21 protein-coding genes are annotated in these 23048 nt (G+C 70.9%); 14 read left to right on the top strand and 7 right to left on the bottom strand.

What is annotated here, in order from left to right:
- The first annotated feature begins 34 nt into the window (after positions 1-34).
- The gene (locus ACIBL4_RS21040) at positions 35-2518 is read left to right on the top strand and encodes an alpha-L-arabinofuranosidase C-terminal domain-containing protein (RefSeq protein ID WP_399412191.1); all 2484 of its coding nucleotides are present in this window, start codon (positions 35-37) and stop codon (positions 2516-2518) included.
- A 75-nt stretch (positions 2519-2593) separates the two neighbouring features.
- Here the strand turns inward: ACIBL4_RS21040 and ACIBL4_RS21035 are convergent, their stop codons facing one another.
- Positions 2594-3337 carry a VOC family protein gene (locus ACIBL4_RS21035; protein ID WP_399412189.1) on the bottom strand — a complete coding sequence of 248 codons (744 nt, stop codon included), beginning with the start codon at positions 3335-3337 and terminating at the stop codon, positions 2594-2596.
- Between the two features lie 111 nt (positions 3338-3448).
- Between ACIBL4_RS21035 and ACIBL4_RS21030 the strand changes: the two genes are divergently transcribed.
- The 8 genes from ACIBL4_RS21030 to ACIBL4_RS20995 all read left to right on the top strand — a co-directional run bounded on the left by ACIBL4_RS21030 (position 3449) and on the right by ACIBL4_RS20995 (position 10842).
- Entirely contained in the window at positions 3449-4135 is a 687-nt protein-coding gene (locus ACIBL4_RS21030; RefSeq protein ID WP_399412187.1) for a VanZ family protein, read from the top strand.
- Positions 4136-4144: 9 nt separating this feature from the next.
- The gene (locus ACIBL4_RS21025; protein ID WP_399412185.1) at positions 4145-4822 is read left to right on the top strand and encodes a response regulator transcription factor; all 678 of its coding nucleotides are present in this window, start codon (positions 4145-4147) and stop codon (positions 4820-4822) included.
- Positions 4815-5894, top strand: a complete 1080-nt coding sequence (locus ACIBL4_RS21020; RefSeq protein WP_399412182.1) for a sensor histidine kinase — start codon at positions 4815-4817, stop codon at positions 5892-5894. Before ACIBL4_RS21025 ends, ACIBL4_RS21020 begins: the two co-directional genes overlap by 8 nt.
- 81 nt (positions 5895-5975) lie before the next feature.
- Complete coding sequence (gene argC / locus ACIBL4_RS21015; RefSeq protein WP_399412180.1) at positions 5976-7004, top strand: N-acetyl-gamma-glutamyl-phosphate reductase; 1029 nt, start codon at positions 5976-5978, stop codon at positions 7002-7004.
- A complete protein-coding gene (gene argJ / locus ACIBL4_RS21010; RefSeq protein ID WP_399412178.1) occupies positions 7001-8152 on the top strand; it encodes a bifunctional glutamate N-acetyltransferase/amino-acid acetyltransferase ArgJ in 1152 nt (383 codons plus the stop codon). The genes argC and argJ overlap by 4 nt, the downstream gene beginning before the upstream one ends.
- Positions 8149-9078, top strand: a complete 930-nt coding sequence (gene argB, locus ACIBL4_RS21005) for an acetylglutamate kinase (protein ID WP_399412176.1) — start codon at positions 8149-8151, stop codon at positions 9076-9078. Before argJ ends, argB begins: the two co-directional genes overlap by 4 nt.
- 8 nt (positions 9079-9086) lie before the next feature.
- Complete coding sequence (locus ACIBL4_RS21000; protein ID WP_399412594.1) at positions 9087-10289, top strand: acetylornithine transaminase; 1203 nt, start codon at positions 9087-9089, stop codon at positions 10287-10289.
- Between the two features lie 7 nt (positions 10290-10296).
- Complete coding sequence (locus ACIBL4_RS20995; RefSeq protein ID WP_399412174.1) at positions 10297-10842, top strand: arginine repressor; 546 nt, start codon at positions 10297-10299, stop codon at positions 10840-10842.
- A gap of 156 nt (positions 10843-10998) precedes the next feature.
- Here the strand turns inward: ACIBL4_RS20995 and ACIBL4_RS20990 are convergent, their stop codons facing one another.
- The 6 genes from ACIBL4_RS20990 to ACIBL4_RS20965 form a co-directional block, all read right to left on the bottom strand.
- A complete protein-coding gene (locus ACIBL4_RS20990; RefSeq protein ID WP_399412171.1) occupies positions 10999-11802 on the bottom strand; it encodes an FAD:protein FMN transferase in 804 nt (267 codons plus the stop codon).
- Positions 11795-12883, bottom strand: a complete 1089-nt coding sequence (locus ACIBL4_RS20985) for an FMN-binding protein (protein WP_399412169.1) — start codon at positions 12881-12883, stop codon at positions 11795-11797. Before ACIBL4_RS20985 ends, ACIBL4_RS20990 begins: the two co-directional genes overlap by 8 nt.
- A gap of 40 nt (positions 12884-12923) precedes the next feature.
- Positions 12924-14306 (bottom strand): ferric reductase-like transmembrane domain-containing protein, encoded by a 1383-nt coding sequence (locus ACIBL4_RS20980; protein WP_399412167.1) that lies wholly within the window; start codon positions 14304-14306, stop codon positions 12924-12926.
- Positions 14307-14442: 136 nt separating this feature from the next.
- A complete protein-coding gene (locus ACIBL4_RS20975; protein WP_399412165.1) occupies positions 14443-15141 on the bottom strand; it encodes a L,D-transpeptidase in 699 nt (232 codons plus the stop codon).
- Positions 15142-15144: 3 nt separating this feature from the next.
- Entirely contained in the window at positions 15145-15732 is a 588-nt protein-coding gene (locus ACIBL4_RS20970; protein ID WP_020272320.1) for a pyridoxamine 5'-phosphate oxidase family protein, read from the bottom strand.
- Positions 15733-15849: 117 nt separating this feature from the next.
- On the bottom strand, positions 15850-16791 hold the full coding sequence (locus ACIBL4_RS20965; protein ID WP_399412163.1) for a hypothetical protein: 942 nt from the start codon (positions 16789-16791) through the stop codon (positions 15850-15852).
- 232 nt (positions 16792-17023) lie between these two features.
- Between ACIBL4_RS20965 and ACIBL4_RS20960 the strand changes: the two genes are divergently transcribed.
- The 5 genes from ACIBL4_RS20960 (at position 17024) to ACIBL4_RS20940 (ending at position 23027) form a co-directional block, all read left to right on the top strand.
- A complete protein-coding gene (locus ACIBL4_RS20960) occupies positions 17024-18220 on the top strand; it encodes an argininosuccinate synthase (protein WP_399412161.1) in 1197 nt (398 codons plus the stop codon).
- A 69-nt stretch (positions 18221-18289) separates the two neighbouring features.
- Positions 18290-19723: an argininosuccinate lyase gene (gene argH / locus ACIBL4_RS20955; RefSeq protein WP_399412159.1), complete on the top strand. Its 1434-nt coding sequence runs from the start codon at positions 18290-18292 to the stop codon at positions 19721-19723.
- Between the two features lie 176 nt (positions 19724-19899).
- Positions 19900-20871, top strand: a complete 972-nt coding sequence (locus tag ACIBL4_RS20950) for an aldo/keto reductase (RefSeq protein ID WP_399412157.1) — start codon at positions 19900-19902, stop codon at positions 20869-20871.
- Positions 20872-20955: 84 nt separating this feature from the next.
- Complete coding sequence (locus ACIBL4_RS20945) at positions 20956-21507, top strand: TetR/AcrR family transcriptional regulator (protein ID WP_399412155.1); 552 nt, start codon at positions 20956-20958, stop codon at positions 21505-21507.
- Complete coding sequence (locus ACIBL4_RS20940) at positions 21504-23027, top strand: MFS transporter (RefSeq protein ID WP_399412153.1); 1524 nt, start codon at positions 21504-21506, stop codon at positions 23025-23027. Before ACIBL4_RS20945 ends, ACIBL4_RS20940 begins: the two co-directional genes overlap by 4 nt.
- Positions 23028-23048 lie beyond the last annotated feature (21 nt).

The following is a 23048-nucleotide window of genomic DNA, read 5'->3' as shown; positions in this document are numbered from 1 at the left end:
GAACACTCCTCTACCAGAGAGCCGCGGAGTATCCATGCCACGCACCGCCCGCACGCGATGGAGAGTCGGTCTCACGGCCACGGCCCTCCTGACTGCAGCAGCCCTCGTACCGGCCCCCGCGCACGCCGAGGACGTCACCGACTACGCGATCACCGTCGACCCGTCCGCCAAGGGCGCGGCGATCGACGACACGATGTACGGCGTCTTCTTCGAGGACATCAACCGGGCCGCCGACGGCGGTCTGTACGCCGAGCTCGTGCAGAACCGCTCCTTCGAGTACTCCACCGCCGACAACGGCTCCTACACGCCCCTGACCTCGTGGACGGTCGGCGGCACGGCCGAGGTCGTGAACGACTCGGGCCGCCTCAACGAGCGCAACCGCAACTACCTCTCCCTGGGCGCCGGTTCCTCCGTGACGAACGCCGGCTACAACACCGGCATCCGGGTCGAGCAGGGCAAGAAGTACGACTTCTCCGTGTGGGCCCGAGCGGAGAGCGGCAGCACGCTGACCGTCTCCCTCAAGGACGCGGCGGGCACGCTGGCCACCGCCCGGCAGGTGGCCGTCAAGGGCGGCTGGGCCAAGTACAAGGCCACCTTCACCGCGAGCCGCACCAGCAACCGCGGCCGCCTCGCCGTGGCCTCGTCGAACGCCGCCGCGCTCGACGAGATATCGCTCTTCCCGCGCGACACCTACAAGAACCAGCCGAACGGCCTGCGCAAGGACCTCGCCGAGAAGATCGCCGCCCTCAAGCCCGGCTTCGTGCGCTTCCCCGGCGGCTGCCTGGTCAACACCGGCTCCATGGAAGACTTCAGCGAGGCCTCCAACTGGCAGCGCAAGCGCAGCTACCAGTGGAAGGACACCATCGGGCCCGTAGAGCAGCGCGCGACCAACTCCAACTTCTGGGGATACAACCAGAGTTACGGCCTCGGTTACTACGAGCACTTCCGCTTCTCCGAGGACATCGGCGCCATGCCGCTGCCCGTCGTCCCCGCCCTGGTGACCGGCTGCGGCCAGAACAAGGCCACCGACGACGACGCCCTGCTCAAGCGGCACATCCAGGACACCCTGGACCTCATCGAGTTCGCCAACGGCCCGGCGACCTCCAAGTGGGGCAAGGTCCGCGCGCAGATGGGCCACCCCAAGCCCTTCCACCTCACCCACCTCGGGGTCGGCAACGAGGAGAACCTCCCCAAGGAGTTCTTCGCCCGCTTCGAGCAGTTCCGGGCTGCGATCAAGGCCAAGTACCCGGACATCACCGTCATCTCGAACTCGGGCCCGGACGACGCCGGCACGACCTTCGACACCGCCTGGCAGCTCAACCGCGAGCACAAGGTCGACATGGTCGACGAGCACTACTACAACAGCCCGAACTGGTTCCTCCAGAACAACGACCGCTACGACTCCTACGACCGCAAGGGTCCCAAGGTCTTCCTCGGCGAGTACGCCTCCCAGGGCAACGCCTGGAAGAACGGCCTGTCCGAGGCCGCCTTCATGACCGGCCTGGAGCGCAACGCGGACATCGTCAAGCTCGCCTCGTACGCCCCGCTGCTCGCCAACGAGGACTACGTGCAGTGGCGGCCGGACATGATCTGGTTCAACAACCACGCCTCCTGGAACTCGGCCAACTACGAGGTCCAGAAGCTGTTCATGACCAACGTCGGCGACCGCGTCGTCCCGTCGAAGGCAACGACCACGCCGAACGTCAGCGGCCCGATCACCGGTGCCGTCGGCCTGTCCACGTGGGCTACCAGCGCCGCGTACGACGACGTGAAGGTCACCTCGGCGGACGGCTCGACGCTGCTCAGCGACGACTTCTCCGGTGACGCCTCGAAGTGGAAGCACAGCGGCGCCGGCAGCTGGAGCATCCAGGACGGGCAGTACGTCCAGACCGACGCGGCCGCCGAGAACACCATGGTCACGGCGGGCGACCCGGCCTGGAAGGACTACGACCTGCATGTGAAGGCCACCAAGAAGTCCGGCAAGGAGGGCTTCCTCGTCGCCTTCGGCGTCAAGGACACCGGCAACTACTACTGGTGGAACCTGGGTGGCTGGAACAACACCCAGTCCGCGATCGAGCAGGCCGTCGACGGCGGCAAGGGCACGCTGATGACGAAGCCCGGGTCGATCGAGACGGGCCGCGCCTACGACATCGACATCAAGGTGCGCGGCCGTCAGGTCACCCTGTTCCTGGACGGCAAGGAGTGGGGCACCTTCAAGGACGACAAGCCGGCCGAGCCGTTCCGCCAGGTCGTCACCAAGGACGCCAGGACCGGTGACCTGATCGTCAAGGTCGTCAACGCCCAGACCGCCGAGGCCCGTACGGCCGTCGACCTGGGTGGCGCGAAGGTCGCCTCCACGGCCCGCGTGACCACGCTGGCCGCCGACGAGGACGCGGTGAACACCGAGACGGACACGCCGGTGACGCCGGTGACGTCCACGTTCCGGGGGGTGGACCGGAAGTTCACCTACACCTTCCCGGCGAACTCCGTCACGTTCCTGCGGATCAAGCAGAGGTAGCAAGCACCTCGCGTGGGCCGCTGCCCCCTGGGGTGGCGGCCCACGCCCGTGCCCGGGTGTCGTCGGGGATCCGCGTCAGCGCGGGCCGAGGACGCAGAACTCATGGCCCTCCGGGTCCGACAGGCACGTCCACGGGACGTCGCCCTGGCCGAGGTCGAGGTCGGTGGCGCCGAGGGTCTTCAGCCGGGCCACCTCCGCCGCCTTGTCGTCACCGGTGTACGGCAGCAGGTCGACATGGACGCGGTCCGGCACGGTCTTCGCCTCGGACGAGCGGCGGAACTCCAGGTACGGGCCGACTCCCTGGGCGGAGCGCAGCACCGCGTGCTCGTCCGTCACCTCGTGCAGCGTCCAGTCCGTCGCCTCGCCCCAGAACCGGGCCATGGCCCGCGGATCGACGCAGTCGACCACCACCCGGGCGATCGGCCCGGTGTCCCGGTAGATCTCCCGGGGCTCCAGCACACAGAACTCGTTGCCCTCCGGGTCGGCGAGGACCGTCCACGGCACGTCGCCCTGGCCCACGTCGGCGGGCGTCGCACCGAGAGCCTTCAGCCGCGCGACCCACTCCGCCTGATGGGCCGCGGAGGTGGTGGCGAGATCGAGGTGCACACGGTTCTTCGTCGCTGTCTTGGGTTCCGGGACGGTGACGACGTCGATGCAGACGGCGACCGGGTCCGGCCAGACGAAGCCGTCGCCGGGTTCCACGTTGGTCACGCCGGGCTCCTCGCTGGAGACACCCCAGCCGAGCGCCTCCGCCCAGAACCGGCCCACCGCCGCGTCGTCGAGGGCCTTGATGTTCACCTGAACAGGTCGCAGTGCCATGCCGGTGATCTTATGTACTCGCCCGGCAACGGCATCAGGATTTTCACCTGTCGCGGGCGTATCGAAAATCGCATACGCCGTCGCAACGGCCCTTCGCTTCCCATGAAGGGCATGAACTCCCACACATCCCTGTCGGCACCGTCCCGCCGCACGCGCGGGATCGTGCTCCTCGCTCTGGCCGTCCTCGGCCTGGCGTGCGCCGTGTTCGTCGTGCGGCGGCCGCTCATGATGTCCGCTCCGGTGTGCATGGCCGGGCGGTGGCACGGCTGCTTCGACACGTTCAACGGCGTGGTGCTCATGACCTTGGTCGCGCTGCCGCTCGCCGCGCTGGTGGTGTGGGCCCTGGCGCGCCGTCGGCGTGCCGCAGGCGTCACGCCGGCATGGCGGATGTCGCTGGCCGAGGTGGGCATGGTCCACGGGACGGTGCCGTTCCTGTGGCTGACCATGATGCCGGGCGCCGGTGCCGGCGTCGTCCCCGGCCGGCTGAGCCTGGTGCCGCTGCGGGACCTGGTCACGATGGGGCCGCTCGGGATCGTCGGGAACCTGCTGGTCTTCGCGTCGCTGGGCGCATTCGCCCCGATGCGGTTCGCGGCGCTTGCTTCTCTGCCGCGAGTCCTGGCGCTCGCGGCAGGCTGCTCGGTCCTGGTCGAGACCGCGCAGTACGTACTGCGGCTGGACCGAGTGTCCTCCGTCGACGACGTCCTGGTCAACACCACCGGCGCCGTGCTGGCCGCGCTGGCGTCTCGCCGCTGGTGGCACACGTCGTCGCATACGTCCGCGATATGCCGTGCTGCCTAGGCTTCCCTCATGCGCGTACTGATCGTGGAGGACGAGCCCTACCTGGCCGAAGCCGTCCGTGACGGTCTGCGGCTGGAGGCGATCGCCGCCGACATCGCCGGCGACGGCGAAACCGCCCTGGAACTGCTCGGCGTCCACTCCTACGACCTCGCGGTCCTCGACCGCGACATCCCCGGCCCCTCCGGCGACGAGGTCGCCCGGCGCATCGTCGCCTCCGGCAGCGGCATCCCGATCCTCATGCTCACCGCCGCCGACCGGATCGACGACAAAGCTTCCGGGTTCGAGCTCGGTGCCGATGACTACCTCACCAAACCGTTCGAGCTGCGGGAGCTCGTCCTGCGGCTGAGGGCACTCGACCGCCGACGCGCCCACGCCCGGCCCCCGGTCCGCGAGATCGCGGGCCTGCGGCTGGACCCCTTCCGCCGGGAGGTCTTCCGCGACGGACGCTACGTCCCGCTCACCCGCAAGCAGTTCGCCGTGCTGGAAGTCCTCGTCGCCGCCGAGGGCGGTGTCGTCAGCGCCGAAGAGCTGCTGGAACGGGCCTGGGACGAGAACGCCGACCCCCTCACCAACGCCGTGCGCATCACCGTCTCCGCACTGCGCAAACGGCTCGGTGAGCCAGGGATCATCGCCACGGTGCCCGGTGTCGGCTACCGCATCGACGCCGGGCACCGTGGCGATGAATAGACGCCCAGGGCTCAGCGCCCGCCTGAAACTCACCCTCAGCTATGCCGGACTCGTCCTCGTCACCGGCGCTGTCCTGCTGGCCGTGGTGTGGGTGTTCCTGCTGCGCTACGTACCCGACAACTCCCAGGGTCTGCTCGGCATCTCACCCAACCGGTACCTCCTCTCGCGCATCTTCGGTCGCGCCGCGGCCGTGGCACTGGCCTTGCTGCTCGTGTTCGGCCTCGTCGGAGGGTGGATCCTCGCCGGCCGGATGCTCGCACCGCTCACACAGATCACGGCCGCGGCGCGGCTGGCCGGGACCGGATCGCTGTCCCACCGCGTCCGCATGGAGGGCCGCCGGGACGAATTCCGCGAACTCGCCGACACCTTCGACACCATGCTCGAACAACTCGAGTCGCACGTCGCCGAGCAGCAGAGGTTCGCCGCGAACGCCTCCCACGAACTGCGCACCCCGCTGGCGATCTCGCAGACGCTGCTCGACGTCGCCCGCAAGGACCCCACGCGGGACCGAGGCGAACTCATCGAACGCCTGCACGCTGTCAACACGCGCGCGATCGGCCTCACCGAGGCCCTCCTGCTGCTCAGTCGCAGCGACCGCGGCACCTTCACCCGCGAGAGCGTCGACCTCTCCCTCATCGCCGAAGAGGCCGCCGAAACCCTGCTCCCCCTCGCCGAACAGCGCGGGATCACACTCGACGTCACCGGCGGGGCGGCCCGGGCCGTCGGCTCCGCGGAACTCCTGCTGCGGATGGTGACGAACCTCGTCCAGAACGCCCTCGTCCACAACCTCCCCGCCGGCGGCACCGTGACGGTCCACACCGAGGCGCGCGGCGGCACGAGCGTGCTGCGGGTCGAGAACACGGGCCGCCGGCTCCCGCCGGACCTGGTACCGACCCTCACCGAGCCCTTCCAGCGCGGAAGGGAACGCGCACGCACCGACGAGCACGCCGGCGTCGGCCTCGGCTTGGCCATCGTGGACAGCGTCGTCCGCGCCCACGACGGCACCCTCGACCTCGCCGCCCGGCCCGCCGGCGGCCTCCTCGTCACGGTCCGGCTTCCCGGCACGCCGTAGCCAGCCGGGCCCGAGCAGAGTGACGCGATTGCATAAAACTGCAGAGAAACGTATAGTCATGCCCTCTAAGGAGGAGGTTCCATGGCGGTACGTGCGGCAGTGGCCGGAGCGAGTGGATACGCGGGCGGGGAACTGCTGCGTCTGCTCCTGGCGCACCCCGAGGTCGAGATCGGCGCCCTGACCGGCAACTCCAACGCGGGGCAGACGCTCGGTGCGCTCCAGCCGCACCTGCTGCCCCTGGCCGGCCGAGTGCTCCAGGAGACCACGCCGGAGGTGCTCGACGGCCATGACGTCGTGTTCCTCGCGCTGCCCCACGGGCAGTCCGCATCCGTCGCCGAGAAGCTCGGGCCGGACGTGCTGGTGATCGACATGGGCGCCGACTTCCGGCTCACGGACGCCGCCGCCTGGGAGAAGTTCTACGGCTCGCCGCACGCCGGAACCTGGCCCTACGGCCTTCCCGAACTGCCGGGCGCCCGCGCCGCGCTGGAGGGGTCCAAGCGCGTCGCGGTGCCCGGCTGCTACCCCACGGCCGTGTCGCTGGCGCTCTTCCCGGCGTACGCCGCCGGGCTCGCCGAGGCCGAGGCCGTGATCGTCGCCGCGTCCGGCACCTCCGGCGCGGGCAAGGCGCCCAAACCGCACCTGCTGGGCAGCGAGGTCATGGGCTCGATGTCCCCGTACGGCGTCGGCGGCGGGCACCGGCACACCCCCGAGATCACCCAGAACCTCAGCGCGGCCGCCGGCGAGCCGGTCTCCGTCTCCTTCACACCGACCCTCGCGCCGATGCCCCGCGGCATCCTCGCCACGTGCAGCGCGAAGGCGAAGGACGGGGTCACCGCGGAGTCCCTGCGCGCCGCCTACGAGAAGGCGTTCGCCGACGAGCCCTTCGTGCACCTGCTGCCGGAGGGCCAGTGGCCCGCCACGGCGTCCGTCTACGGTTCGAACGCCGTTCAGGTGCAGGTCGCACACGACACGGCCGCCGGACGGATCATCGTGATCAGCGCCATCGACAACCTCACCAAGGGCACCGCCGGCGGTGCCGTCCAGAGCATGAACATCGCCCTGGGGCTCGACGAGACCACCGGACTGACGACGATCGGAGTTGCGCCGTGAGTGTGACGGCAGCGAAGGGATTCACGGCGGCGGGCATCGCCGCCGGGATCAAGGAGAACGGCAACCCCGACCTGGCCCTCGTGGTCAACACCGGGCCCCGCCGCGCCGCCGCCGGCGTCTTCACCTCCAACCGCGTGAAGGCCGCCCCGGTGCTGTGGTCCGAGCAGGTCATGAAGAGCGGCCAGGTGTCCGCCGTCGTCCTCAACTCCGGCGGCGCCAACGCCTGCACGGGCCCTAAGGGCTTCCAGGACGCGCACGCCACGGCCGAGAAGGTCGCCGACGTCCTCGGACGGGGCGCCATCGAGGTCGCCGTCTGCTCGACCGGCCTGATCGGCATCCTCCTGCCGATGGACAAGCTGCTCCCGGGCGTGGAGAAGGCAGCCGAGTCGCTGAGCGAGCACGGCGGTGAGAAGGCCGCCATCGCCATCAAGACCACCGACACCGTCCACAAGACGTCCGTCGTCACCAAGGACGGCTGGACCGTCGGCGGCATGGCCAAGGGCGCGGGCATGCTCGCCCCCGGCCTCGCCACCATGCTCGTCGTCCTCACCACGGACGCGGCCCTGGACAACGACGTACTCGACAAGGCGCTGCGGGCGGCGACCCGGACGACCTTCGACCGGGTCGACTCCGACGGCTGCATGTCCACCAACGACACCGTGCTGCTGCTCGCCTCAGGCGCGGCCGAAGTCACCCCGGAGTACGAGGAGTTCGCCGAGGCCGTCCGGCAGGTCTGCGACGACCTCGGGCAGCAGCTCATCCGGGACGCCGAGGGCGCCAGCAAGGACATCAAGGTCGAGGTGATCAACGCCGCGACCGAGGACGACGCCGTCGAGGTGGGCCGCTCCATCGCCCGCAACAACCTCCTCAAGTGCGCGATCCACGGTGAGGACCCCAACTGGGGCCGGGTGCTGTCGGCGATCGGCACGACGAGCGCCGCCTTCGAGCCCGACCGGCTCAACGTCGCCATCAACGGCGTCTGGGTGTGCAAGAACGGCGGTGTCGGCGAGGACCGCGACAAGGTCGACATGCGCTACCGCGAGGTGCACATCGTCGCCGACCTCGCCGCCGGGTCCGAAACCGCGACCATCTGGACCAACGACCTCACCGCGGACTACGTCCACGAGAACAGCGCGTACTCGTCATGAGCAGTGGATCGACGCGTAAGCACACCGCGCTGCCCAAGGCCCAGATCCTCATCGAGGCGCTGCCGTGGCTGGTCCGGCACAACGGCAAGACGGTCGTCATCAAGTTCGGCGGCAACGCCATGATCGACGAGGACCTGAAGGCCGCCTTCGCCCAGGACGTCGTCTTCCTCCACCACGCCGGCCTCAAGCCCGTCGTCGTGCACGGCGGCGGCCCGCAGATCAGCGCCGCCCTCGACCAGCACGGCATCGTCAGCGAGTTCAAGGCGGGCCTGAGGGTGACCACCGAGGACGCCATGGACGTCGTACGGATGGTGCTGGCCGGGCAGGTGCAGCGCGAGCTGGTCGGGCTGCTCAACCAGCACGGCCCGCTCGCCGTCGGCCTGACGGGCGAGGACGCGCACACCATCACCGCCACCAAGCACCAGCCCGAGATCGACGGCGAACTGGTCGACATCGGCCGGGTCGGCGAGATCACCGCGATCGACACCGGCGCGATCGAGGCCCTGCTCGCCGACGGCCGCATCCCGGTCGTCTCCTCGATCGCCCGCTCCCAGGACGACGGACATGTCTACAACGTCAATGCTGATACGGCGGCTGCGGCACTCGCTGCTGCACTGGGCGCCGAAACCCTCATGGTCCTCACGGACGTCGAGGGACTCTACGAGGACTGGCCGAACAGCGACGAGGTGATCAGCCGCCTCACCGCCTCCGAGCTGGAGCGGCTGCTGCCGGACCTCTCCTCCGGCATGGTGCCGAAGATGGAGGGCTGCCTGCACGCCGTACGGGGCGGCGTCACCACCGCCCGGGTCATCGACGGCCGGGTCCAGCACTCGATCCTGCTGGAGATCTTCACCGACGAGGGGATCGGCACGATGGTCGTGGCCGACGAGAAGCCCGAGGGACCGGGCGAACAGGGGGAGTCGTGAACAACGTCGTGGGCAATCAGGAACTGACCGCGCGGTGGCAGAACGCGCTCATGAACAACTACGGCACCCCGAGGCTCCCGCTCGTCCGCGGTGAGGGAACCAAGCTGTGGGACGCCGACGGCAAGCAGTACCTGGACTTCGTCGGCGGCATCGCGGTCAACGCGCTCGGCCACGCCCACCCGGCCGTCGTCGAGGCCGTGAGCCGGCAGATCGCCTCCCTCGGACATGTCTCCAACCTGTTCGTCGCCGAGCCGCCGGTCGCGCTCGCCGAACGGCTGCTCCAGCTCTTCGGCCGCGACGGCAAGGTCTACTTCTGCAACTCCGGCGCCGAGGCCAACGAGGGCGCCTTCAAGATCGGCCGGCTCACCGGGCGGACCCACATGGTCGCGACCCAGGGCGGCTTCCACGGCCGCACCATGGGCGCCCTCGCGCTCACCGGCCAGCCCGGCAAGCGGGAGCCCTTCCTGCCGCTGCCCGGCGACGTCGCGCACGTCCCGTACGGCGACGCGCAGGCGCTGGCCGCCGCGGTGACGGACGAGACGGCCCTGGTCATCATCGAGCCGGTCCAGGGCGAGAACGGGGTCGTGGTCCCGCCCGCCGGCTACCTCAAGGCCGCCCGGGCCATCACCGCCTCCACCGGCGCGCTGCTCGTCCTCGACGAGGTGCAGACCGGCGTCGGCCGGACCGGGCACTGGTTCGAGTACCAGGCCCACGAGGGCGTGCTGCCCGACATCGTCACCCTCGCCAAGGGCCTCGGCGGCGGACTGCCGCTCGGCGCGACGGTCGCCTTCGGACGCGCCGCCGAGCTGCTCCAGCCCGGCCACCACGGCACGACCTTCGGCGGCAACCCCGTCGCCTGCGCCGCCGGGCTCGCCGTCCTCGACACCATCGAGAACGAGGGGTTGCTGCAGAACGTCAAGCGGCAGAGCGAGAAGTTGCGGGACGGGATCGAGGGCCTCGGTCACGAGTTGATCGATTTCGTCCGGGGCGCGGGTCTCCTCCTGGGTATCGTGCTCACCGAGCCGCTCGCGCCCCAGGTGCAGCAGGCGGCTCAGGACGCCGGCCTCCTGGTGAACGCGCCCGCCCCCGATGTCGTACGGCTCATGCCGCCGCTGAACATCGGCGACGACGAGGTGGACGCCTTCCTCCGGGCACTGCCCGGCGTCCTCGACGCAAGCGCAGCCGACGGGGACGGACGATCCGGGGAATGAGACGACGATGAGCCAGGCGCAGGACCACGAGCAGCCGGGGGCGAACGGGCCCTCCGTGCCGCAGACCCGCACCGCACGCCACCGCCGGATCGTGGACATCCTCAACCGGCAGCCCGTGCGGTCGCAGAGCCAGCTCGCGAAGCTGCTCGCCGACGACGGGCTGAGCGTCACGCAGGCGACGCTCTCCCGGGACCTGGACGAGCTGAACGCGGTGAAGATCCGCAACGCCGACGGCGACCTGATCTACGCGGTGCCGAGCGAGGGCGGTTTCCGCACGCCGCGCGCTCCGCTGGGCGGGTCGGCGAAGGAGGAGCGGATGCGGCGGCTGTCGCAGGAGCTGCTGATCTCCGCGGAGGCCTCGGCGAACCTCGTGGTCCTGCGGACCCCTCCGGGGGCCGCGCAGTTCCTGGCCTCGGCCATTGACCAGGCCGAGCTGCACGACATTCTGGGGACGATCGCCGGTGACGACACGTTGCTGCTGATCAGCCGGAATCCTGACGGGGGGCAGGCGCTGGCCGACCATTTGCTGAGGCTGGCACAGAACGGGCATTGAGCGCCGTTGCCGTGCGCGGGTGAGCTGTGGCTGGTCGCACAGTTCCCCGCGCCCCTGCATAGCTGCGGGCAGTCGTGCCGCTGGGGCGGCACCCGTCCCAAAGAAGCGGCACCCCGCCAGCGCGGGTTCAGCGAACGCCCCGTCCCCAGCCCCGACTCACCCCAGCCGCGCCGCCAACCCCCCAGTACAGCGCACCTCATCGCCGGCGGTAATCAACAGCGCCTCAACCCCGGGCAGCGACTCCAGCCAAGCCAACCCCTCCCGCGACCCCATCGCGAACGCCGCCGTGGCCCAGCAGTCCGCCCACGTCAGCCGAGGCCCCACCACCGTCACGGCGACCAGGTCGGTCACAGCCGAACGCCCGGTCCGCGGGTCGACGATGTGCGCCCCCCGCTCCGCGGTCCCGGACGTGGCCACGGCCAGTTCGTCCACCCCCGCCGCGGAGATCACCGCCGCGAGGCCCCCCGGCCGCAGGGGATCCGAGACCCCGACCCGCCACGGCCGCTGCGCCCCCGGCACCCCGAGCAACTGCACATCACCGCCGCCGTTGACGCTCACCCCGCTCACCCCGGGCACCGACGCCAGCCGCCGCGCCGCCCGCTCGACCGCCCAGCCCTTGACGATGCCGGTCGGATCGAGGCGGCCCCCGTACGAGGTGCTGAACCAGCCGTCGCTCAGCCGCTCCGCCTCGGCCGCCAGCTCCAGGACCTCGGCGACCTCGGGATCACACTCCTCGACCGTCAGCCGGCCGCGTTGCAGCCGGGAGACCTGGCTGTCCTCGCGGTAGGTGCTGAACACCTCGTCGACCCGGTGCAGCCCGGCGACGGCCTCGTCCACCGCCGCGCGCACGACGCCGGGTTCCCCGCCGCGGACGTCGAAGGAGAAGACGGTCCCCATCGTCTCCTCCGCATGACGTACCGCGGCGGGAGCCTGTGCGGAGTCGGCCACCGTGTCAGCCACCGGCCTGGTCCAGCGCCGACTGGAGGGACTGCTTGTAGCCGGCGCTGGTGTAGGTGGCTCCGGAGACGGCGTCGATCTGCGCGTTCCCGGCCGCGACGGCCGCCTGGTTGAGGCGGGGGACGGAGGAGGAGGTGATCTGGTCGCTGCGGCCGCCCTTGGGGGCCTGGACGGCTTCGGCCTTGGTGATCTTGCCACCGGCGACGGTGATCCGGACCTGGACCGGGCCGTACTGCGTCTGCGCCACGCTGCCGGTGAGGGTCTGCGTCTGGGCCTGACCGCCCCCGGAGCCGCCGCCCTGGGAGGAGCCGCCCCCGGAGCCGGCGGCCTGAGAGGAGCCGCCCCCTGCCGGAGCCTTGTCCAGGGCGGACTGGAGGGACTTCTTGTAGCCCGCGCTGGTGTAGGTGGCGCCCGAAACCGCGTCGATCTCCGCGCTCCCCGTCGCGACGGCCGCCTGGTTGAGACGGGGGACGGAGCTGGCGGTGATCTGGTCGCTGCGTCCGCCCTTGGGGGCCTGGACGGCTTCGGCCTTGGTGATCTTCCCGCCGGCGACGGTGATGCGGACCTGGACCGGGCCGTACTGCGTCTGCGCCACATCGCCCGTCAGCGTCTGGGCGTTGCCCGAACCCTGCGCGCCGCCGGCCGAGGCCTTGGCCTTGTCCAGGGCCGACTGGAGGGACTTCTTGTAGCCGGCGCTGGTGTACGTCGCCCCGGACACGGCGTCGATGTCCGCGCTCTGGGCGGCGACCGCAGCCTGGTTGAGACGGGGCACGGAGCTGGCGGTGATCTGGTCGCTGCGGCCGCCCTTGGGGGCCTGCACGGCCTCGGCCTGGGTGATCTTGCCGCCGTTCATGGTCAGGCGTACCTGGACCGGGCCGTACTGCGTCTGCACCGCGTCACCGGTGACCGCGCCGTTCACGCCGCCCTGCGGGGCCTGCCCGGCGGCCGCGGGCGGCAGCTGACCGCCCGCGGCCTGGGCGGAACCCGGGTCGGAGGCCGGCTTCAGAGACAGCAGCAGCACGATCCCGGAGACGGTGGCTGCGCCGGCGAGCACGGCACGCCGGACGGGGTGAGACTTCCTCATCGTTTCTCAAGCTCCTGAAGGGCCGTTGATGTCCCGTCGCTCACATCTCGAACGACTCGTGATGGATACGGCGTGCGGGGACTCCCGCGCCGCGCAGTGCCTCGTACACCGACTGCGCGAAGCCGGGCGGCCCGCACATGAAGACGTCGTGGTCGCCGATGTCCGGGATCTTCCGCTGGAGTGACTCAGCGGAGATGTCGGGGCGTTCCCCGTCGGGGCTGTTGACCGCGTACATCAGCCGCGCCCCGCGCTCGTCGGCGATCTTGGCGAGCTCGCCCCACAGGGCCAGGTCCTGGGTGCTGTTGGCCCGGTAGAGCAGCGTGATGTCCCCGGACGCGCCCGGCAGGGTCTCGAACAGGGCCCGCATCGGGGTGATGCCGACACCGCCCGCGACCAGCAGCACCTTGCCGCGGCTGCGGCGCTGCGCGGTCATCGCGCCGTACGGGCCCTCCGCCCACACCTTGGTGCCGGGCTGGAGCTCGCGCAGCCGGGAGGTGTGGTCACCGATCGCCTTGACGGTGATCCGCAGCATGTCCGGGCGGGGCGCCGCCGACAGCGAGTACGGGTGCGAACTGAAGCGCATGCCGGGCGCCTTGAACCGCCAGCGGAAGAACTGGCCCGCCTCCGCGCCCATCCGGTGCAGCTTGCGCCCGCCGATCAGCACGGACACGATGCCCGGCGTCTCCTCGATGACCGCCTCGACGCGCATGCGGTGCCGCAGGTTCAACCGGATGGGGGTGAGGATCCGGAACCAGAGGACGAGCGCCGTCACCGCGCCGTACAGCCCGTACCAGAAGGTCTTCGCGGCGGGCTCGACGGCGAACTCGTTGCCGGTCGTGATCTGGTGCCAGAACGTCAGGTAGACGGCCGCGTAGGTGAGCAGGTGCACGTGGTACCAGGTGTCGTACCCGATCAGACGGCGGACGCCGCCGATCGAGAGGATCCCGATGACGAACAGCAGGCCCGTGCCGATGGCGGCCTTGCCCATGTCCGGCAGCTGGTTGACGGAGTCGATCGTCTGCTGGACGACGGCGCCGAGCCCCTTGCCCGCCTGGAGGGCGTAGCCCCACATGGTGAGGAAGACGTGCGCCAGGACCAGGCAGAGCGTGTACCGGCCGGTCATGGCGTGCCAGCGGGCGACCCGGTCGGTGCCCACCCGCCGCTCCAGCGCCGGCACCCGGGCCATCTGCAGCACCACCAGCGCCATGAGGTAGCCGGCGAGCAGGCCGGTGATCCGGCCCGCGGCCAAGATCTTGGCCGAGGTGTCCGCGAGGGACGGTGTGTTGTCCCACCACAGCCACAGCACGGCCGCCGCACCGGCCCACAGGGCGATCAGCAGCGGTACGGCCGGGGAGCGGCGCGGGCGGATGCGGCGCATCGTCTGGCGGCGGGCGGCACGGCCGCCTGCGAGCGTGGTGGTCACGGTTCCTCCGTGGGGACTTGACCCTTGGCCCACAGATACGTGCCGGGACACGGGAGTGTTCAGCCGTGCACCGAGTCGTGTGCTTTCGGGAGTGACCGGCCGTAACCCGAACAGGCTCCGGAGCGGCCCCGCGAGGCTAGTAGCGGGTGACGGCGGTGGTCCCGTTCGCCGTCCCGACGGCGATGTGGGGGCGCTTCGCCGGGTCGGCCCAGCGCAGGATCGTCCGCATGGCGCGCTTCGGCACGGACACGCAACCGGCCGTCGCCCCGCGCCCGTTGACATGGAGGAAGATGCCCGCGCCGCGTCCCCGCACGGGACGCCCGTAGTTGAAGCCGATGACGAGCGCGTGCGCGTACCGCTCGCCGTAGGTGATCAGGTGCTCGGACTCTGCGGCCCGGCAGTCGGCCGCGCGGGGCTCGGTCCAGCGGTTGTAGGAGCGGGAGTCGTTGTCCTGGCACCACCAGGAGTCCCGGTGCACCCGGCGGTAGGTGTACGGCGTCCCGCGCGGCGCCGCCTCGATGCCGAAGGCGTACGGCAGGCCGTACAGCCCCGTGGGTGTCGTGTTCGTGCCCTGTGTGCGGGAGGCGCCCTCCACCAGCCCGTTCGCTCCGAAGCGCGCGGGCGCCGAACCCGCCCGCACCCACCGCCCGTCCTCGCGGTCCCACCAGGTGACCGTGCCCGTCGTCGAGGCCGTCCGCGGGGCCACCGCGGTGATCAGCTGGGTGCCGCCGCCCGTGTCGGCCATCCGGGCCGGCAGCGGGGGCGAGGGGGCGGGCGGCCCGGCGCCGAGCGCGACGAGACAGGAGACGGAGAGGGCGACGGCACCGGGGCGCATGCCTCAGACGGTAGAGGGCGGCAGCGGCAACGGCAGCCCGGGCAGTCCGTCCAGGCTGGTCGCGATGTGCTCCTTCTTGGTGAAGTAGGCGCTGAGCGAGGCGTCGTCCTCACGGGCGAAACGCTTGCCGTGCAGGTCGCGCTCCGCCTCGTACGCCATGAAGGGCACGGCGTAGCCGCAGGTGTCGCGGACGAGTTCGGCCGTGACGACGATGATCGCGCGCAGCCCGTGCTGGGCCGGGTCGATGTCGGGGAAGTGGCCGAGGAGCTCCCCGAAACGCGGGTCGTCCCGGAAGACCGGCTCCCCGCGGCCGTGCACCCGGACGATGTTCGGCGGACCCTGGAAGGCGCACCACATCAGGGTGATCCGCCCGTTCTCCCGCAGATGGGCGATGGTCTCGGCGTTGGAGCCGGCGAAGTCGAGGTAGGCGACGGTGTGGTCGTCGAGCACCACGAAGGAGCCCTTGAGGCCCTTGGGGGAGAGATTGACCGTGCCGTCGGCGGACAGGGGAGCGGTGGCGGTGAAGAAGACCGGCTGCGCCTCGATGAACGAGCGGAGCCGGCCTTCTATGCGCTCATGTGTTTTTCCCATGCCGCCGATTATGGCGCAGGTCTTTCGACTGCCTAAAGGGTGGCGTGCCCAAGGAATCGCGGGACCCGTGGCCGCCCCGGCCGGCGCTCGCGCGGGGCGGCCACAGCGCCTGTCACCTCACTTGTTGAGTGTGCAGGCGGCCAGGGAGTCCAGACCGGCCGGCTTCTCGGCCGTGCGGCCGATGGCCGTGGCGATGCGGTTGACGGTGGAGATCCGCTTGTCCTCCAGCGGGCCGAGGATGGCGTTCTGGACGAAGTTCGGTCCGCCCTGGCCGACGGTGTCGACGAGGCGCTTGTTGGCCTCCGCGATCTGCGTGTCCAGCAGCGCCAGGTTGCGGTCGACCTCGGCCTTCGCGGAGGCCGGGACCGCCGGCAGCTGGGAGGCGACGTCCGGGCAGCTGATCGTGCCGGCACCGGCGTTGCCCGCCTCGCCCGCACCCGCGTCGTCGCCGGCACCCGCGTCCTCGCCCGCGCCCGCCTCGGCACCGGCGCCCGCACCGGCCTCCTCGCCCGCGCCCGCCTCGGCACCGGCTCCTGCCTCGGCACCCGCACCGGCCTCAGCACCGGCGCCTGCCTCCTCGCCGCCCGCCGCCTCGCCCGCCCCGGCGCCGCCGTCGGCGTTGAGCTGGCAGGCTGCGAAGGCCTCCAGCCCCTCCGGCTTCTCGGCGGCACGCCCGATCGCGGTCTCGATACGGTTCAGGGCGGCGACGCGCTTGTCCTCCAGCGGACCGAGGATGGCGTTCTGGACGAAGTTGGGCCCGCCCTGGCCGACGGTGTCGACGAGACGCTTGTTGGCCTCCTCGATCTGGGTGTTCAGCTGGGCGAGGTTGCGGTCGACCTCCGCCTTCGCCGAGGCGGGGACGGCTGGCAGCTGGCCGGTGACGTCCGGGCACGTGATGGTGCCGGGACCCGCCAGCGTCCGGGCGTTCGTCGCGCCGCTGTCCGGCGTCTCCCCGGCGAGGGCGAAGCCGGCGATCACCGTGCCGGACAGTGCCACCGCGGCGGCGCCGCCGATGAAGCCGACGCGACGCTTGTTGTACTTCGGAAGAGCCCTGGACATGCGGATGCCTCACTAGGGGTCGGGGGTGTCGTCGGTGTCAAACGCGGCGCCTGCGTTCGGCGAGAGGTACGGGTAAGCGGTTTCGCGCGTTCAAAGGATCTTCAAACTCATCTCGGCATGGCCGGAATCAGGCCCTCGAGCCCAGACGCATTGACGAATCATGCGGAGCTCTGCATAATCATGCAGGTCGATGATCGCAGTATGAGTGATCGCAGTATGAGGGGAAGAACCCGTGACCGAGCGCGTCGTACTCGCCTACTCCGGTGGTCTGGACACCTCCGTCGCCATCGGCTGGATCGCCGAGGAGACGGGCGCCGAGGTCATCGCGGTCGCGGTGGACGTCGGCCAGGGCGGCGAGGACCTCGACGTCATCCGCAAGCGCGCCCTCGCGTGCGGCGCGGTGGAGGCCGAAGTGGCCGACGCCCGGGACGAGTTCGCCGAGCAGTACTGCCTCCCGGCGATCAAGGCCAACGCCCTCTACATGGACCGCTACCCGCTGGTCTCCGCCTTGTCCCGGCCGGTGATCGTCCAGCACCTCGTCGCCGCCGCCCGCAAGCACGGCGCCACCGCCGTCGCCCACGGCTGCACCGGCAAGGGCAACGACCAGGTCCGCTTCGAGGCGGGCATCGCCGCCCTCGCCCCCGACCTGAAGTGCGTCGCCCCGGTCCGCGACTACGCCATGACCCGCGACAAGGCCATCGCCTTCTGCGAGGCCAAGGGCCTGCCGATCGCGACCACCAAGAAGTCGCCGTACTCCATCGACCAGAACGTTTTCGGCCGCGCCATCGAAACCGGCTTCCTCGAGGACATCTGGAACGCGCCGATCGAGGACATCTACGAGTACACGCAGAACCCGGCCGTCGCCCGTGAGCCCGACGAGGTGATCATCTCCTTCGAGGAGGGCGCCCCCGTCGCCGTCGACGGCAGGCCCGTCACCGTGCTCCAGGCCGTCCAGCAGCTCAACGAGCGCGCCGGAGCCCAGGGCATCGGCCGGATCGACATGGTCGAGGACCGCCTCGTCGGCATCAAGTCGCGCGAGGTGTACGAGGCTCCGGGCGCGATCACCCTGATCACCGCCCACCAGGAGCTGGAGAACGTCACCGTCGAGCGCGAACTCGCCCGCTACAAGCGGGGCGTCGAGCAGCGCTGGAGCGAGCTGGTCTACGACGGCCTGTGGTTCTCCCCGCTCAAGCGGGCTCTCGACGGCTTCGTCAACGAGGCGAACCAGTACGTCACCGGCGACATCCGGATGACCCTCCACGGCGGCCGCGCGGTCGTCACCGGCCGGCGCTCCGAGCAGTCGCTGTACGACTTCGACCTCGCCACCTACGACACGGGCGACACCTTCGACCAGTCCGCCGCCAAGGGCTTCATCGACATCTACAGCCTGTCGTCGAAGATCGCGGCGCAGCGTCAGCTGCGGGCGTAGCCCGACGGGCACCCGGCGCGGGCATATAAAGGTCTGCGTCACATCCACACCTCTCTAGGAGCAACGCAAGTGAGCAGCAACAGCGGTGACGTACGGCTCTGGGGCGGCCGTTTCGCCGACGGTCCCGCCGAGGCCCTGGCCAAGCTGTCCGCGTCCGTCCACTTCGACTGGCGGCTCGCGCCGTACGACATCGCCGGTTCGCGTGCGCACGCGCGCGTGCTCCACAAGGCGGGGCTGCTCACCGAGGACGAGCTGACCCGGATGATCGCCGGGCTGGACCAGCTGGAGGCGGACGTCGCCGACGGCTCCTTCGTGGGCACCATCGCCGACGAGGACGTGCACACCGCCCTGGAGCGCGGCCTGCTGGAGCGGCTCGGCCCAGACCTCGGCGGCAAGCTGCGCGCGGGCCGCTCCCGCAACGACCAGGTCGCGACCCTCTTCCGGATGTACCTGCGCGACCACGCCCGGGTCGTCGGCGGCCTGATCGCCGAGCTCCAGGACGCGCTGATCGGCCTGGCCGAGGCCCACCCGGACGTGGCGATGCCCGGCCGCACGCACCTCCAGCACGCCCAGCCGGTGCTCTTCGCGCACCACGTCCTCGCCCACGTCCAGTCGCTGTCCCGGGACGCGGAACGGCTGCGCCAATGGGACGCGCGCACGGCCGTGTCGCCCTACGGCTCGGGCGCGCTGGCGGGCTCCTCCCTGGGCCTGGACCCGGAGGCGGTCGCGAAGGACCTCGGCTTCGAGCACGGCAGCTCCGGCAACTCCATCGACGGCACGGCGTCGCGGGACTTCGTCGCCGAGTTCGCGTTCATCACGGCGATGATCGGCGTCAACCTCTCCCGGATCGCCGAGGAGGTCATCCTCTGGAACACGAAGGAGTTCTCCTTCGTGACCCTGCACGACGCGTTCTCGACGGGCTCGTCGATCATGCCGCAGAAGAAGAACCCGGACATCGCCGAGCTGGCCCGCGGCAAGTCCGGCCGCCTGATCGGCAACCTGACGGGCCTGCTGGCCACGCTCAAGGCCCTCCCGCTCGCGTACAACCGCGACCTCCAGGAGGACAAGGAGCCGGTATTTGACTCCATCGACCAGCTGGAGATCCTGCTCCCGGCCTTCACCGGCATGATGGCCACGCTCACGGTCCACCGCGAGCGCATGGAGGAACTGGCCCCGGCCGGCTTCTCCCTCGCCACGGACATCGCCGAGTGGCTGGTCAAGCAGGGCGTCCCCTTCCGCGTCGCCCACGAGGTGGCGGGCGAGTGCGTGAAGGTCGCCGAGGCGGAGGGCAAGGAACTGAACGACCTGACGGACGAGCAGTTCGCCAAGATCTCCTCCCACCTCACCCCCGAGGTCCGCTCGGTCCTCAACGTCCCGGGCGCCCTGGCCTCCCGCAACGGCAGGGGCGGCACGGCTCCGAGCGCGGTCGCGATCCAGCTGGCAGAGGTGAAGGCGGACGTGGCCGCCCAGCACGAGTGGGCCCTGGCCAAGAAGAAGGGCTGAGAGGAACGGGCCCAAGGGGCGCGGGGCTGTATCGATTTGCGGCTCCGCCGCGTGGGCGCGACAAGCCACAGACTCCCCGCACCCGCCGGAAAACAGCAAGCCCCGAGCTCAGAGGCGAAGGTCATCCCGAGGGTTACGTTGGTCGAAAGCCACAGCCGACCGAACGGAGCCCCCGGATGCCCTTCGCCCGCCTGGCCCATGCGACAACCCCCACCTGCCACATCGGCCTCGGCCTCGCCGCCGTCGGACGCCCCGGCTACATCAACCTCGGCCGAGACGAAGACCTCGGAGACGACCGCAGCGTCGAGACGCTGCGCACCCGCACACACGAACTCCTGGACGCCGCCTACGCCCAGGGCGTCCGCTACTTCGACGCCGCCCGCTCCTACGGCCGCTCGGAAGAGTTCCTCGCCGACTGGCTGAACACAAGGCCCGGCCTCGACGACATCGTCGTCGGCAGCAAGTGGGGCTACACCTACACCGCCGACTGGTCCACCGACGCAGAAACGCACGAGGTCAAGGACCACACCCTCGCCACCTACGAACGGCAGCGCGCCGAGACCGACGCCCTGCTCGGCGACCGGCTCGACCTCTACCAGATCCACTCGGTGACCCCGGACAGCCCGGCCCTCACCGACAAGGAACTGCACGCGAAGCTCGCGGAAGCCGCCGCCCAGGGACTCACCATCGGCTTCTCCACCAGCGGCCCCGCCCAGGCGGAGGCGATCCGTGCCGCCCTCGCCGTGACGGTCGACGGCGCACCCCTCTTCCGTACCGTCCAGTCGACATACAACGTGCTGGAGACCTCCGCCGCGCCCGCCCTCGCCGAAGCCCACGACGCCGGGCTCACCGTGATCGTCAAGGAGGGCATGGCCAACGGACGGCTCGCCGGGCCGCACGCGCCGGACGTGCTCAAGCAGATCGCCGAGGAGACCGGGCTGGGCTGCGACGCCGTCGCCCTGGCGGTGGTCCTGCGGCAGCCCTGGGCCGGAGTGGTCCTCTCCGGCGCGGCCACCACCAACCAGCTCGCCTCCAACCTGCACGCGGCGGTCGTCGACCTCGACGACGACCAGCTGACCCGCCTGACCACGCTGGCCGAGACGCCGCAGGCGTACTGGGAGCGACGCGGGCAGCTGCCCTGGCACTGATCACCACCTCTCCGTGACCGACAGTCGTGAGTCACACATGCCCAGCGTGAGACATCAATGTCTCATATGGAGTATGGTTGTCTCATGGCTGTCGATCCTGATCACGTGCTGCGCACCGCCGCGGCCCTGCTGACCCGCAAATCCACCGCGACCATGGACGAGGTCGCCAAGGCCGCCGGGATCAGCCGCGCCACGCTGCACCGCCACTTCGCCGGGCGGGACGCCCTCGTCCGCGCGCTGGAGTCGCTGGGCATCGCCGAATGCGAGGCCGCGCTGGACGCCGCCCGGCTCGACGAGGGCACGGCGGGCGAAGCCGTGCGCCGGCTGGTCGGGGCCATCGAGCCCGCCGCCGGACTGCTCGGGTTCCTCTACACCGAGAACCAGCTCTTCGAGGGCGAGGAGCAGAACGCCGGCTGGACCCTGATCGACGACCGGATCTCCGCCTTGTTCCGTCGCGGCCAGCTCAGCGGCGAGTTCCGCATCGACCTCACGCCGGCCTGGCTCACCGAGGCGCTCTACGGCCTGCTGGCCTCCGGCGCCTGGATGGTGCAGAGCGGCAAGGGCGCCCCCAAGGACTTCCAGCACATGATCGTCGAGCTGTTGCTCGGCGGCGCACTCCGGAGAGAGGAATCATGACCAGCACCCTGCAGCCGGCCGGGACGCCCGAGGCGGTGAAGCGCCCGGGCCGCTGGCTCGCGCTCGGCGTACTCGTCCTCGCCGTGCTGCTGGTGGCCGTCGACGCGACCGTCCTCGGTCTCGCGACCCCCTACATCAGCGAGGACCTGAAGCCCTCCGGCACGCAGCTGCTGTGGATCGGCGACGTGTACTCGTTCGTCATCGCCGGTCTGCTCGTCTCCATGGGCAGCCTCGGCGACCGCATCGGCCGCAAGCGGATCCTGCTGGTCGGTGCGACGGCGTTCGGCGCGATATCCGTGTTCAACGCCTACGCGACGACACCGGAGACGCTGATCGCGGCGCGGGCGCTGCTCGGCGTCGCCGGCGCGACCCTGATGCCGGCCACGCTCGCCCTGATCCGCAACCTCTTCCACGACCCGCGCGAACGCAGTCTCGCCGTCGGCATCTGGGGCGCCACCGCCTCCGCCGGTACGGCCGTCGGGCCGATCGTCGGCGGGTTCCTGCTGGAGCACTTCTGGTGGGGCTCGGTCTTCCTGATCAACCTGCCCGTGATGGTCGTCCTGGTCCTCGTCGGCATCAAGCTGCTGCCCGAGTCGCGCACGGCGAACCCCGGTCCCTGGGACCTGGTCAGTGTCGTGCTGTCGCTGGTCGGCATGGTCGGTGTGGTGTACGCGGTCAAGGAGGCCGCCACGCACGGCTTCGCGTGGGGCACCCTGGCCGCGGGCCTGCTGGGCGCCGCCGCCCTCTACGGCTTCGTACGCCGCCAGCTCACGCTTCCGGCCCCGCTGCTGGACATGCGGCTGTTCCGTCACCGCGGCTTCAGCGGTGCGGTGCTGGCCGACCTGCTGACCATCCTGGGCCTGTCCGGGCTGGTGTTCTTCCTCTCCCAGTACCTGCAACTCGTCCAGGGCAGGCGCCCGTTCGAGGCGGGCCTGGCGGAGCTGCCCGCCGCGATCGGCGCGGTGGTCGCCGGTCTGCTCGCGGGACGAGCGGCCCGGCGCTTGTCGGTGCGGGCCGTCGTCTCCGGAGGGCTCGCCGCGATCGGCCTCGCCCTGGCCGCTCTCACGGTGATCGACCGGTCCACCGGCTACCCGCTGCTCGGGGCCGCGCTGCTGGTGGTCGGTGTCGGAGCCGGCTTCTCGTTCACCGTGACCGCCGACGTGATCCTCTCCAGCGTGCCCAAGGAGCAGGCCGGTTCGGCCTCAGCCGTGTCCGAGACGGCGTACGAACTCGGCGCGGCCCTCGGCATCGCCGTGCTCGGCTCGATCGTGACCGGCGTCTACAGCGAGTTCACCGGCCCGGCGGGTACACCGGCCGCGGCCCACGAGTCACTGGGGGGCGCCGTCGAGGCGGCCGGGAGCATGCCCGCCCACACCTCCGCCGTGATGCTGGACGCGGCCCGCACGTCCTTCGTGGACGGCTTGGCGCTGGCGGCGGGGGTGGGCGCGGCGGTGCTGCTCGCCGCGGCCGTGGCGGCATGGTTCATGCTGCGCGGCCAACGGCTCGACAGCCGGCCTTGAGGGGCGCGGCGCTGCACCTGA

The organism is Streptomyces sp. NPDC050416 (assembly GCF_044458845.1).
In the GTDB taxonomy this organism is placed as follows: Bacteria; Actinomycetota; Actinomycetes; order Streptomycetales; family Streptomycetaceae; genus Streptomyces.
Note: the sequence above shows the minus strand (reverse complement) of the source record. Positions and strands in the feature narration are given on the sequence as shown.